Below are 14,176 nucleotides of genomic sequence, written 5' to 3' on the forward strand. Positions count from 1 at the left end.
AACGATTTTTGACTCAAAAGTTAAGCGCACAACACAGTTTACTAAATCCGTATTTCGCCAATCTTACTTTAAGCTATTGAACCTATTTAAAAATTCTTTGGCGATATTTACTTTTTCTATTTCTGCTTGGGTATTATTTGAATACTCAAGTTGATCAAAAACCAAAATATGGTTTTGCACATGACAGCCCAAAGTCATCGATACATGCAAAATGGGATGGTACATATGAAAAGCTACATATACTCTTGCAATGATACTGGCGCTATAACTTGATGCCAAACAATGTTTAAAGTGAATAGATTCATCAATAATTCGATCGATGGTTTTTAATTCTTCAAAGACCCAATCTTGAAAATATATTTTGTCTTCTGTTGTAAATGGCTGCCAAACCGTTGTCGCAAATTGACGCTTTAATTGAGTTAACACTTCCTGCTTTTGTTGCTTGGCATGCCAATGCACCGCCTGATGAAAGACCCCATTCCAGGTAATATTTTTAGGGACTGTATCACCTGTAGAATAAGTCGCACTAACATAGTCACGCACATATGCATCAAATACAGATACTCTTAAATTAGCATGCTTTAAATAAAATAAATTTCGAAAATCCTGCAGTTGAATTTTATGTTGTCGTAAAACACTTAAAAATTGGCGATTTTCTTGGGTTTCTGGACGGATATAATCCATCAAAGCCTGCGGTAAATGCTGCGTACAACGTACTAAATGCTGCAGATAGGCCTGCATAATACGGCTCAAGGGTAGATAGACTTTTTTTATAGCCTGATCCTCTGCACCCAAAACCTGTCGCATTAAGATCAACCATTCATCTAAATACAAAATCGATGGGCTGATCACTACACGATGGTCATCATGCTGCTGATATTTTCGCTGTAAAACAAACTGTAGATTTTTTTCATGATTAAACCAATCATGTTCATGCGCAATCGTATGGCAATTTTGAATAAATAAGCGCGCTGCAACAAATTGAAAATGTTGTAAGGTTGCAAGAATCAATGCGGGATGAATATGCTGCGTATCGACAAAACTAAATGCCGTCACAGCCACTCGTACATTACTGTGTTGAAAATTACGACTCAGCCAATCCAACACTTCGGCTGACTGCTTGAACATCCATCGCACTGCACGATTGTTATCGAGTAAAGGGAGTTTTCCACATTTTTTTTGCCAAATTGCTGTGGCTTGCACAAAATTACTATGGCTTAATATGTCCTGCTCTGCCCAAACATCCCGATGCATCAAACGAATAAAACCCAACAAATTGGGACGCTCATATGCATGGTCGAGCAACAAAATAATATCTTCTATATGTTCATTTAATTCTTGTAAATTGAACCGATCTTCATAACTCAAACTCATGATCCGGTAAATCGTTGGATCTAAAAATTGTGCTGTAGCAAAACAAATCTCGTCCAAACTATCCATCAAGACCTGTATCGGCAATATTTCAGCTTCTGTAAGTGAGTTGAGTGCGAACATCTGCTCAATCTTTTGCATCAACCAATGTGGTAGACAGATTTGGCATTCGATATAGGTTTGTAATAGCGGTGTCTGATAAATCTGCTGCTCTTGCATCAACTGATCAAAAATTTGCGCTTCAACTGCTGTCATCTGTGCTAAAAACTGTTGAACACGCGCTGGCCCATTTAGATGTTGAAAAATCGACTGTAAGATCAATTGTCTAAATTGCTGTGCTTTTTCTCTGAGCAAGAGTGAATGTTGCTGCTTTAGGTCGCCAGTAAAAAAATACAATTCATGAAATAAGAAATCTTCTATTGCCTCAATACATGGTACTGTCGTATGCAATTCAGCAATTTTGATGGGTCTAAATGGACTTCTAGGAAACTGATAGCCAATCGATTCACGACTTTGTAGCTGTAAGGTCCACAGTCCATTACACAGTTGAATGCGGTGCTGCTCTTGTTCAATTTTAAAGATATTTTGTGAATTGAGTGCTGTAGCAAGATCCATTTGCTCTTGATACAACTGCTTTAAACTTGGAGATATTCGAATAAGTTGCCGAGCAATATGCTCAAGCTGCGGGGTCAAGCTTTTCTTTTCCATCTTCCGCCCTAACGATCGTTGATTATTTTTCAACCTTCACTATAGTCAAAGTTTAATGCTCCGACTACTGCCATTAATCAACCAAATAGCTGTACAAAAGGTCAATACAAAGGCATTCAATAAAAAAGTCTAAAAGCTATTGTTGTGACAAAATTCACCATGATTTTGAGCTGTGACGAATAAAAAATGGATGACGTTGAAGAGTAGTCACTATTATTGATCTGTAGAATGTTGTTCTGAACGGATTTTTTTAAGCTGTTCTATCGCAGTGTAAATATCTTGTTGTAGTGCCTCTCGATAGAGCTTTAAATCTTCCACACTCTGAATATGACTCAAACTTTGACGGGGTAAAAATTGAAAATAGAATGGAATGCGCTTGGGGATAATACGTTTGGGTAAAGACGGAATCACATCACCATGGCGTAATAATTTATCGAGTTTTTGTATTTTTAATAGTTGTTTAAACCAACGATGTTCAACAATCACACTGGCATCAAAACCCAGTTCAAAGACTTCATCTCCACCTAAAGCGGCAAAAGGCACGATATCATAATTAAATTCTTGCGCCAGTTTTAAAAAGCCATAACGTTGCTTCCAAATCAGTTGATAGGCTTCGCCTTTGCGTTTCAAAACCTCTCGACCACCACCGGGAAAAACTAAAATGGAATAACCTTGTTGCATCACTGTTCTGACATAGTCCTGAATACCTTGGACTGCACCGAACTTTTTGACCATGCCACGCCAACCAGGCAAATAAAAATGGCTATGATCAGCAATACTGACCACAGCCACTTTATGTTCATTGTAGAGATAATCAATAATCACCGGTGAATCGAGTACACCGTAAATTGTGTGATTCCCTACATACATTGCAGGTTTAGATGCATCGATGTATTCAGCGCCTAAAAATGTTGGCGTGAAATACATGCGGGATAAAGCGCTTAAACGCTTTATCCATTTTGCATCATGTTCAACCTGCAAATGTGCTGACCTTAGGCAGCATCATGTTTTTGAACAAGTACAGAACCTACTGAGTAGCCTGCACCAAATGAGCAAAGCACACCGTATTCGCCATGGTTTACTTCATTTGCTGTACGGTGCAAAGCAATAATGACACCTGCTGATGAAGTATTGGCAAATTCATCAAGAATGATTGGCACAAGGTCTGGCTGAGCATGTTCTTTACCCACAACCAGTTTCAGAATCAATTCATTCATGCTGGCATTCGCTTGGTGTAACCAGAAGCGTTTTACATCTGTTGCCGCAATTTTATTGTCATCCAATTGCTTAGTGATCATTTTCGCCACTAATGGACACACTTCTTTAAATACTTTACGACCGTCTTGACGGAAACGGTTGTTGTCGATGTCAGCATCGACTTCACTCATATTTAAGTAACCGAAGTTGTTACGAATGTTGTTTGAGAACTGAGTAAACAGGTCAATATCCAACACTTCAAAACCAGCTTTGGTTTCAGTTTCTTCAATGATCGAAGCCGTTGCAACGTCACCAAAGATGAAGTGACAGTCACGCATACGGAAATCTGTGTGACCAGATGTAATCTCAACGTTTACCAATAACACGCGACGAGCGCCTGATTTGATCGCGTCATAGGCTTGCTTGATACCAAAAGTTGCAGCTGAACATGCAACGTTCATGTCATAGGCATAACCCTGAATACCCAACGCAGTTTGAATTTCAATTGAAACGGCTGGATATGCACGTTGAATATTTGAACAAGACAAAATCACTACATCGATGTCTTCTGCAGTCACGCCTGCATTTTCCATCGCTTGTTTAGCAGCAGCTACGCCCCATTCCGCTTGAATAGACAATTCATCATTTGAACGTTCATGCAATACTGGACGTAAACGTTTTGGATCTAAAATACCGCTTTTTTCAGCAACATAACGTGCTTTTACGCCAGATGCTTTTTCGATAAATTCTGCACTTGAACCACGGCGCGCTTCTAGCTCACCGGCTTCAATTTTTTCAGCATTATCACTGTTGTACTGTTCCACATAAGCATTTAAAGCTTCAACTAACTCTTCGTTAGTAATTACGTCTTCTGGATGATAAAGACCTGTACCCGTAATGCGGATGCCCATGTAAAACTCCTTTTAGAAATTACCTATATCTTAACTGATTCCGAGCTTATCCCATACTTTTTGCAAGCGGGATGGAGAAATTGGCATCTTGGTCTTCATTGGTTGAGAGAAAATAGAGATGCGTAACTCCTCAACCATGAAATACAATTCTTTAAGGCGAGTGTCATTTTTAAACTTAAATAATTTTTCCATCCATGGGTCAACTTGATCAATGGCAGAATTGTCCCTTTGTAGGTTATTTGGCAAGCGGTCTAAACGCAAGACTAATGCCTTCAAATATCTTGGAAATTCGAGCCACACATCGGAAGTTTTGCCATAAACAAAATCTGAAAGTTGCATCAAATCGAGTTGATCTTCAATGTCATCAATGTTCTTTCCAAACACAGAATCATCTAAAACCAACAATTTCCGACGTATATCCTGCCATTGAATATAGGTTTCAGTTAAAACGGCTAATGCTTGTTGCCCATGGGTTAAGAAAGATTTCTTTACATTTAAAATCAGGTTTTGGTACTCCTGCACATTGACAGGTAGCTCATTTATTGCAAGCTGAAGTGTGGCATAAACTAACATTTGCTCTAGTTTGGCTTTGTCACCTAGCGGTGAATAAGCCAATGCCAAGGGTTTAGAAATCTGTTTTTTCAACTGACGAACTAAGTCGCCCAACTGCATATGAACCAAACGAATGATCCCTTCGCGGTGTTGTTTGACTGCTTCAAATTGGTCATTGAAAGTCTGAATCACCACACCCGATTCATCTTTGGCATCCAACTCCGCAAAGCTTTTGACTGGAACAAGCGCTTGGTATTGTTTCACCACCACACCCGTGACTTTTTGTGATGCTTCGAACACAAAATTATCAGGGAAGGTTTTAAACTCACCTTTTAACTGTTTGACTGGGCTATGAGTTTCCGTACGACAGCGTGCTTTGAGTTCATCTAGATCACGACCTTGCTCAATCACACGGCCTTTTTCATCAATGACTTTGATTAAAGGCAGCAGATATTGCTCAACACGTTCCCAAGAAAAGTCTTTGTCTGTGATTTGCTCACCACGCAGTTGGAACGCCAAGAAACTAAAAATATGCTCGCGCAAATGCACGGCATCGACACGATCCATCAATTTACGAGCCGTATCTGGTATTGGCACCAAGTGACGGCGTTTATCCTTAGGCAGTGCTTTAAGCAAGGCTTCAATCAGGTCTTGTCGCCAACCAGGTATACCCCATGACCAAATATTTTCATCCACTTGCGGCAAAGCTTGAACTGGAATTTTGACCGTTGCACCATCTTCATCATGACTTGGGTCAAAACGATAACTTGCAGCCAAACGCAGTTCACCATTTCGTAGGTAGTCTGGAAATTGCTGGGTCGTTGGACGGTCATTCATCCAAAGCGCATCATCATCGATAAATAAATGCCGTGGATTTTTCGGTTCTACAGTTGCACGCCAGTCTTCAAAACTACGGCGACTTGCCACCTCTTCAGGCACTTTTGCAGCATAAAATTGGTAGATGGTTTCTTCATCCACCACCAAATCACGACGACGCAGTTTATCTTCAACACGCTCAACTTCTTCGAGTTTTAATAAATTGTGTTTTAAGAACGGCGGCGTAATACCCAAATGTCCCGTCGTCAACGCATCACGTAGGAAAATTTCATGCGCAGCCGGATGATCCACTTTTTCATAATTAATCTGACGACGTGGCTCAATAATCAAACCAAATAAAGAAATTTGATCATAAGCATTCACCACACCAGCTTTTTTCGACCAATGCGGCTCAAAATAATGATGCTTCAATAAATCGCCAGCAGCCAATAAAATCCATTCAGGTTCAATTTTCGCCAATGTACGAAGATATACCTGAGAGGTTTCCACCATCTCAAAAGCCATGACCCAAGGTGTATTGGTTTTATGCAAGGTTGATGCAGGGAAAATACGTGCCTTTTGCTGACGCACTGCCATGAACACATTACGTTCATCGGTTTTGTTGGCAATAAATGAAAGTAAACCCGTTAATAGCGCACGGTGCAGATTTTCATAATTGGCTTTCTTTTCATTAAAGGACAGTTTTAAGCCCTGAGCCAAATCCACCAATTGCTCATGGGTTTTTTTCCACTCACGGAGGCGTAACCAACTCAGGAAATGGTTGCGTGCAAATGTACGACGCTTATTTTCACTCATGTCACGGTTGGCAACCAAAGCTTCCCATAATTTGATATAGAACAAGAAATCCGAGTCAGCTTCACGAAACAAAGCATGTTTCTGATCGGCCTGCATTTGTTTATCCGCAGGACGTTCACGTGGATCTTGTACCGCTAAAGCAGCGACAATAATCAAGACTTCATTTAATACGCCAAAATGCGCTCCACCCAAAATCATCCGTGCAAGACGCGGGTCGATTGGCATTTTCGCCATTTGCTGACCAATTTTGGTTAAAGCACCATTTTTATTATTCGCATGTTTTGTGCCTTGTTTTGCTTGGCTATCTGAAGCAACTTGCGGTGCATACGCCGATTTTTCTTTTAAAGCACCTAATTCAATTAACAGCTTACGACCATCATTCACCAAACGATGATCTGGCGGCTCAATAAAATCAAAGTCTTCTAATTCACCAAAGCCCAAACTTTGCATTTGCAAAATAACCGAGGCCAAGTTGGTTCGTTTAATCTCAGGCTCAGTAAATTCAGGACGACTCATAAAGTCTTCTTCTGAATACAGTCGAATACACACACCCGGTGCAATACGACCACAACGACCTTTACGCTGATTTGCTGCCGCCTGTGATACAGCCTCAATTGGTAAACGCTGTACACGTGAGCGATAGTTATAACGGGATATCCGTGCAAAGCCACTATCAATTACATAGCGAATATTCGGTACAGTTAAAGCCGTTTCTGCCACGTTGGTGGCAATAATAATACGTCGCCCACCGCCTGATGGATTAAAGATCTTTTGCTGTTCTGCCAAAGCCAATCGAGCATATAAGGGTAAAACTTCGGTATGTCGTGGCCCAAACTTTTGCAGTGTTTCCTGTAACTCACGTATTTCTTGTTCAGTGCTGGCAAAAATCAAAATGTCGGCATGTTCAGGATGACCTTTTTCCTGCGCATCTTGAAAACATTCTTCTACAGCTGAAACCACGGCACGAGGTAAATTTTCTTCAAAATCGTCAAATTCATCATCATCACTACCGACAATGCTCAGCTCTGAAATCGGACGATAACGGAGTTCTACTGGGAAGCTTCGACCTTCGACTTCAAAAATAGGTGCCCCATTAAAGTAATTCGAGAAGCGATTTACGTCTAATGTCGCGGAAGTAATAATGACTTTGAGATCTTTACGGCGTGGCAAGAGCTGTTTGAGATAGCCCATAATAAAGTCGATGTTCAGCGAACGTTCATGCGCTTCATCGATAATAATCGTGTCGTATTTATTTAAGAAGCGGTCATTGGCCAGTTCAGCCAATAAAATACCATCGGTCATTAACCGAACGATGGAATCTTGTGAACCTTGTTCATTGAAACGAACTTTAAAGGAGATCGACTCCCCCAGCTTTTCGCCTACTTCTTCTGCAATACGTTGCGAAACACTACGCGCTGCTAGTCGACGGGGTTGAGTATGGCCAATCAAACCCGTTAAACCACGACCTGCAAGCATGGCAATTTGCGGTAACTGTGTGGTTTTACCCGAACCCGTTTCACCTGCCACAATAATCACTTGATGCTTTTGAATAGCTTCAATCAGTTTGTCCGCATACTGTGTAACAGGTAAGTCTTGATTTAATTTAATATTGGGAATGCGGGCAATCCGTTCGCGCACTTTCGCATTCGACTTTTCAAACAAATCTTGAAATTTTTCAGGATTGGCTTCTTTGCCTTTTTTCAGCCGACTTAAGCGATGGCGATCACGAACCATGACCAATTGATCGACATTTAACTGACTTGGCACAGATGCATTATCCTAATAATTAAAAATTGAACCGAATATTTTACGCTGTATGTAAAAATAGTGAAAGATGAATCTATTTTTTGCGTGCCTGAAACCAATAGGTAAAGCCGAACAGAATAAAATGATAAAAAACTAAAATTGCGGCCAATAACCAATAATTGCCACATGCTTCAATACTGCCATGTAATGGCTGATAAAATGGCACTGTATAAGACATACTCAACGGCATAATTAAAAACATCAATAAAATGAAAGAGATGATCAAAAAATGATGAACAGATTTTGCTAAGCACAAAAAGAATTTAGAATAAAAGCAAATCAACGCAATAAAAATAAATAAAAAAGGTTCATCCGATGAAGAACCATTCATTTCAGCTTAATAAACAATTTGATTCGGGCTAGCACCTTGAATTGAAAGCACATTCTTGATTCATCCAGTACAGAAAAATAAACCCACATGCTGACTAGAATACGCAACTCAAGCTTATCCATTTGGATGCTTTATCCATTAGGTTTCAGTCCCATAGAAAATATAAATGATACTAAAAAAAATAAATATGCTCTGCCCGATCACCCATGCGAACAACCAACCATTATGACAATAAACAATACTGTCATAGATAATTTTTGAAATTGAAGCAGTTTCTATCATTAAAATGATGATGAATTGAAAAATCGCATATAGCCATAATATAACCACATACCAAGCGCGTCTAAATGATAGCAACAGTGGGAAAAAAAAGAAGATTCCAACGATTCCCATGGTACTCAATAGCGTAGGATCATCTGATGAAGTTCCAAATAGTTCATTAAAATAGGTCGCTTTTTGAGGTTGCAAGTATTCATAGATACATAAATTTGTACCTATATCTTCAACTTTAAGAATACATAGTGATGCAAGTGCAAGACTGAGAATGGCAATGATACGAAAAAATTGACTAAGCACCTGATCAAATCTGGAATCATTTTATGTTCATGCCATCTTATATGAACAAATTCTATAATTTGAAATATTTTTTATAACTTTTTTAGAGATCACCCTTGAAATCTTATGCCACAAGCATCATGTTGGTTACAGACATTAAAAAGATGATTTTGTCATTTTACTTTCAACTTTATATGGCATTGATATGGCTTATATCGAATGAAATAATGATAAATAATCGTTATTGTTGAAATAGTTCTGGAGTGTACTAATTCGGATTTTCCGATATTAGTTATGTAAAAATACTATTTCAGCAATAAGAAAAATTTCTGTACCCTATTGGAAATCAAAAACAAACCTCAATCATGGAGACAATGATGAGCTTAATTAATACTGAAGTTAAACCGTTTAAAGCACAAGCATTCCAAAATGGTCAATTCATCGAAGTAACTGAAGCTGATCTTAAAGGTAAATGGTCTGTTGTATTCTTCTACCCAGCTGACTTCACTTTCGTTTGCCCAACTGAACTTGGTGACCTTGCTGACAACTATGCAGAATTCCAAAAACTAGGTGTTGAAATCTACTCAGTTTCTACTGACACTCATTTCACTCACAAAGCTTGGCACGATTCTTCAGAAGAAATCAAAAAAATCCAATACGTAATGGTTGGTGATGCGAACTGGACTCTTGCTAAAAACTTTGACGTATTAATCGAAGCTGACGGTCTTGCTGATCGTGGTACTTTCGTTATCGATCCAGAAGGTAAAATCCAAATCGTTGAAATCAACGCTGGTGGTATCGGTCGTGATGCTCAAGAACTTCTTCGTAAAGTTAAAGCAGCTCAATACGTACACGCTCACCCAGGCGAAGTTTGCCCAGCTAAATGGAAAGAAGGCGACGCAACTCTTGCTCCTTCAATCGACCTAGTTGGTAAAATCTAATCTGTATTAGATTGAACTGATTCAAAAACCACGCTTTTAGCGTGGTTTTTTTATGCCTATTATCTGCGAGTATATACCTCTATACACCCTATGCAGTTCACACTTTATTCATACAACTTTAACGTACTAGCACTTTCTACATATCTGTAGATATTCATCAAGTTAGAGCTTACACAAATATAATAAAAATGCGCCGCAAACCCGATTGTCTAGGCTTACATCTTTGCCAGTATTTCAGTATTTTTAACATGAATTTTAGGTCAATTGCTTATTTCAGGAAGATGTAAGCCCATGAAAAAATATTTCGTCTCAATCAGTTTAATTTTATGTTCGTTTACAACTTTTGCTGCCATGAACTGCGAAGGTGAAATTAAAAACCAAAGTATTCGTGAAGATATTAAAGTCAAAAAAAATTGTCAGCTTGAAGGTTTAATTGTTCATGGCAATGTTATTTTAGAAAATGGTGCAAGTGTTGAACTGCATGACAACCACATCAAAGGCAATATTGAATCGAATAAAAATTTTACCAAGATCATTGCCAATCATAACAATATCAGTGGCAATGTCGATTTTACAACTGGGAAAAACATCCAACTCCTCAATAACCAAATTTCAGGCGACCTCAAATTAAAGAAAAATAATGGCAATATTGTTCTAAATAATAATGAAATCGCAGGTAATTTGATTTGTCTTGAAAATGCTTTTTCAATTAATGGCAGCAACAACCAAGTCAAAGGCAATAAATCAGAACAATGCCGTAGTTTTTAACTCTCCTTACACTAATATGGGAGAATGACACTTATGGCATTTATTTGAACTGGCATTTTTTTATCAAATTAGTTGATAAAGAAATGAAAAAAATGTGAGATAAAACATTATTTTTTAACAATTCTGCAATACTCCACGCCCTAAATTTGTCTTAATTTCAAATGAGATAAACCTTTAACTGCAGTATGACTATAACAACGCAATAAGGGGGTGGCTTATGACAACAACTGTTGTAACTTCTTGGAAATACAGTTCTTCTTCACGTTACTTAAAAATATTTTATGCGAATGGTTCTGGGGATCTCTTTTATCCAGTTTCACCTTTTATTTATGATAATTTACTTCGATGTAGTGATAAAACGGCATTTGTCCACAAATATCTAGAATATGATCTACATTTTTCACGAGTAAGCTTACAGGGTTAAACCGCTACAAGTTTAGCGCTATAGCAACAGTATTTTTATTAATTAAAAAAAAATTCGATCAAATCAGGGCTGAATGCCCTGATTTTTAGTTGCGCCAAGTCACCATAAAGAGCCCTGCGCCCACATTTAATGTCGTACTGATAAAACGATCATCCGCTTCAACACGTTGGATAAATTCAGCGACCTCATTGGCATGTGACAGCACATTATCCACGATTAACACGCCACTTTGAACTTGTATCAATTCAGCTAAATATGGCCAATACGCGATATACGCATCACGTTCTGCATCCAATAAAATGAAGTCATAACGCTGATTTAACTGCTGTAAAAAATGCAGCGCATCGCCATGATGAAATTCAATGTATTCGGATAAAGCTAAATTTTCCGCATGCTGTTTAGCTTGTTCGATACGCGCTGCATCAATTTCAATGGTTTCGACTCGCCCTTGTGTAGACTGGGCAGCATCTGCCAACCACAGCGTGGAATAGCCTGTAGATGTTCCAATTTCCAAGATCTGTTTGGCTTGTTTTAAGCGAATTTGCATAGCCAAAAACAGTGCAGACTCAGGCTCAATATTTCGGTAACGCGCAAGTCGGTGATTTTGCGCAGCATCGTGAGCACTAAAGTCTGCATAGAGTTGTTGCATATAGTTTTTAAAATTTGCATCCATGCTCATGATTCTGTCCTTTTGTTATTTCTTTCATATTTAAAGATTAAAGTACTAAATATCTGCTCAGTGGGTTTCTTGGATCAGTTTAAAACGTGGAATTACTTCACCATCAATTTCAACGGTTTCCATAAACATCTCTAAGGGTCTGACCCACATTGAATAGTCGTCATACAAGCACTGATAGACCACAACTTTTTCACGCGTTTCACTATGTGTTGCAACATGAAAGACTTGATACAACTGACCTTTATAATGCTGATAAATTCCCTGTTTAACCTGCATGCCATTTCCCTAAAAAGTTCTCAATACAATAGCGTTGACTCTAGCATTCTCTCGCTTAAAGCGCGATGAATTCGTTTATTTTTCCACTATTTAACTTGTATTTCTCGATAGTGGCCCAATATTGACTGCATTCACATCGGTATATTCTTATGATTTAGAAAGAAATTTAATCACTTGATTTATAAAACCGATTAATTTTATAAAAACAAACCGTTTCACCTATTTAATGGTTTGTTCTATCATTCTCTCATCAAATAAATTTACTCCTCTGGAGACGTTAGCAATGTTAGATCAAAATACTTCTGCTCAATTAAAAACCTTACTTGAACGCCTTGAAGGCCCGATTGAAATCGTCGCGACTTTAAACGGCACGGACAAATCAGACAAAATTAAAGAATTGGTGACCGAAGTTGCCGCTTTATCTGATTTAGTGACTGCACGTTTTGACGGTAACAACAGCCGTGCGCCAAGCTTTGGTATTGCAAAAGCAGGTGAAACACCACGTGTATTCTTCGCAGGTCTACCGATGGGCCACGAATTCACATCTTTGATTCTAGCTTTGCTACAAACTTCAGGTTATGCACCGAAAGTTTCTGACGAAGTACTGAACACTATCAAAGGTCTAGGTCTTAAAACTAACTTTGATGTGTTTGTATCTTTAAGCTGCCATAACTGTCCTGACGTGGTTCAAGCCTTGAACCTGATTGCGATCTATAACCCAGGTACAACTGCAACCATGATTGATGGTGCATTCTTCCAAGACGAAGTTGAAGAACGCAAAATCATGGCTGTACCAATGGTATTCCAAGACGGTGAGCACATTGGTCAAGGTCGTATGACCTTGGAAGAAATCATTGCCAAATTAGACACCAACTCTGCTGCAAAAGATGCTGAAAAGTTAAATGCCAAAGAGGTATTTGATGTGCTTGTGATTGGTGGTGGTCCTGCAGGGAATACTTCTGCAATCTATGCTGCACGTAAGGGTATTAAAACCGGTATCGTGGCTGAACGCATGGGCGGTCAGGTCATGGATACCATGGACATCGAAAACTTCACGTCGATTCAAAAGACTCAAGGTCCTAAGTTTGCTGCTGAAATGGAAGCACATGTACGTGAGTACGGTGTGGACATCATGAGCTTGCAACGTGTATCTGACATCAAAGGTGCTGACCAAACAGCCAATGGCTTGGTTGAAGTGACTTTAGAGAATGGTGCAAAACTTGAATCTAAAACAGTGATTCTTTCAACAGGTGCACGTTGGAGAGAAATGAACGTTCCGGGTGAACAAGAATACCGTACACGTGGTGTTGCATACTGCCCACACTGTGACGGTCCATTGTTTAAAGGTAAACGTGTTGCGGTGATCGGTGGTGGTAACTCAGGTGTCGAAGCGGCGATTGACCTTGCTGGTATTGTAGAACATGTAACGCTTGTTGAGTTTGATACTAAGCTTCGTGCTGACCAAGTCCTTCAAGACAAGTTAAACAGCTTACCGAATACGACCGTGATCATGAATGCATTGTCTACAGAAGTGGTGGGTGATGGTTCACAAGTGACTGCATTGAACTACAAAGACCGTGCAACAGATGAAATCAAAACGATTGAATTGGCTGGTATCTTTGTACAAATTGGTTTGTTACCAAACACTGATTTCTTAAAAGAAACAGCTGTAGAACTTTCAAACCGTGGTGAGATCGTAATTAACGAGCGTAACGAAACCAATGTAAAAGGTGTATTTGCTGCCGGTGACTGTACAACAGTACCGTACAAACAAATCATCATTGCGACAGGTGAAGGCGCGAAAGCATCATTATCTGCTTTTGATTACATCATCCGTTCTGGTCAATAATTCAGTTTAGACAGAACAGCAAAAGCCAGTTTTCGAACTGGCTTTTTTTATGACTGAAAATTCATGCCTTGTTTCATTTATAAATTAGCAATAAAACAAATATTTAACTCTCTGACGCTTTTCACTTACACAATAATGAGCAAAACAAACCGTTTAAAACTTGTACAGTAGCTTAT

At 39.0% G+C, this 14,176-nt stretch carries 12 protein-coding genes; 4 read left to right on the plus strand and 8 right to left on the minus strand.

The annotated features are described in order from the left end of the window. Positions 1-63 precede the first annotated feature (63 nt). The 6 genes from FTT92_RS04775 to FTT92_RS04800 all read right to left on the minus strand — a co-directional run bounded on the left by FTT92_RS04775 (position 64) and on the right by FTT92_RS04800 (position 9,084). Entirely contained in the window at positions 64-2,079 is a 2,016-nt protein-coding gene (locus tag FTT92_RS04775) for a hypothetical protein (RefSeq protein WP_180171559.1), read from the minus strand. A 213-nt stretch (positions 2,080-2,292) separates the two neighbouring features. Continuing rightward, a complete protein-coding gene (locus FTT92_RS04780; RefSeq protein WP_180171560.1) occupies positions 2,293-3,060 on the minus strand; it encodes a 1-acyl-sn-glycerol-3-phosphate acyltransferase in 768 nt (255 codons plus the stop codon). 11 nt (positions 3,061-3,071) lie between these two features. Beyond that, positions 3,072-4,187, minus strand: a complete 1,116-nt coding sequence (locus FTT92_RS04785; protein WP_111885081.1) for a beta-ketoacyl-ACP synthase III — start codon at positions 4,185-4,187, stop codon at positions 3,072-3,074. A gap of 30 nt (positions 4,188-4,217) precedes the next feature. Beyond that, positions 4,218-8,105, minus strand: a complete 3,888-nt coding sequence (hrpA, locus tag FTT92_RS04790) for an ATP-dependent RNA helicase HrpA (protein WP_218951558.1) — start codon at positions 8,103-8,105, stop codon at positions 4,218-4,220. A 106-nt stretch (positions 8,106-8,211) separates the two neighbouring features. Next, positions 8,212-8,355, minus strand: a complete 144-nt coding sequence (locus FTT92_RS04795) for a hypothetical protein (protein ID WP_171263785.1) — start codon at positions 8,353-8,355, stop codon at positions 8,212-8,214. 291 nt (positions 8,356-8,646) lie between these two features. Then, positions 8,647-9,084, minus strand: coding sequence for a hypothetical protein (locus FTT92_RS04800; protein WP_180171562.1), 438 nt, complete (start codon positions 9,082-9,084; stop codon positions 8,647-8,649). Positions 9,085-9,440: 356 nt separating this feature from the next. Between FTT92_RS04800 and ahpC the strand changes: the two genes are divergently transcribed. The 3 genes from ahpC to FTT92_RS04815 all read left to right on the plus strand — a co-directional run bounded on the left by ahpC (position 9,441) and on the right by FTT92_RS04815 (position 11,196). Continuing rightward, positions 9,441-10,004: an alkyl hydroperoxide reductase subunit C gene (gene ahpC, locus FTT92_RS04805; RefSeq protein WP_078193727.1), complete on the plus strand. Its 564-nt coding sequence runs from the start codon at positions 9,441-9,443 to the stop codon at positions 10,002-10,004. Positions 10,005-10,295: 291 nt separating this feature from the next. Next, positions 10,296-10,772, plus strand: a complete 477-nt coding sequence (locus FTT92_RS04810) for a hypothetical protein (RefSeq protein WP_180119739.1) — start codon at positions 10,296-10,298, stop codon at positions 10,770-10,772. A gap of 217 nt (positions 10,773-10,989) precedes the next feature. Next, a complete protein-coding gene (locus tag FTT92_RS04815) occupies positions 10,990-11,196 on the plus strand; it encodes a KTSC domain-containing protein (protein ID WP_078189026.1) in 207 nt (68 codons plus the stop codon). Between the two features lie 85 nt (positions 11,197-11,281). On the opposite strand, the gene FTT92_RS04820 is transcribed toward FTT92_RS04815, so the two are convergent. Together FTT92_RS04820 and FTT92_RS04825 are read right to left on the minus strand one after the other, a co-directional pair. Next, on the minus strand, positions 11,282-11,875 hold the full coding sequence (locus tag FTT92_RS04820) for an O-methyltransferase (protein WP_180171563.1): 594 nt from the start codon (positions 11,873-11,875) through the stop codon (positions 11,282-11,284). A gap of 57 nt (positions 11,876-11,932) precedes the next feature. Then, positions 11,933-12,151 (minus strand): DUF1653 domain-containing protein, encoded by a 219-nt coding sequence (locus FTT92_RS04825; RefSeq protein WP_078189028.1) that lies wholly within the window; start codon positions 12,149-12,151, stop codon positions 11,933-11,935. 283 nt (positions 12,152-12,434) lie between these two features. Between FTT92_RS04825 and ahpF the strand changes: the two genes are divergently transcribed. After that, positions 12,435-14,000, plus strand: a complete 1,566-nt coding sequence (ahpF, locus tag FTT92_RS04830; protein ID WP_180171564.1) for an alkyl hydroperoxide reductase subunit F — start codon at positions 12,435-12,437, stop codon at positions 13,998-14,000. The last annotated feature ends 176 nt before the right edge of the window (positions 14,001-14,176 follow it).

The sequence above is a fragment of the Acinetobacter sp. YH12023 genome (genome assembly GCF_013420135.1).
Classification (GTDB): domain Bacteria; phylum Pseudomonadota; class Gammaproteobacteria; order Pseudomonadales; family Moraxellaceae; genus Acinetobacter; species Acinetobacter amyesii.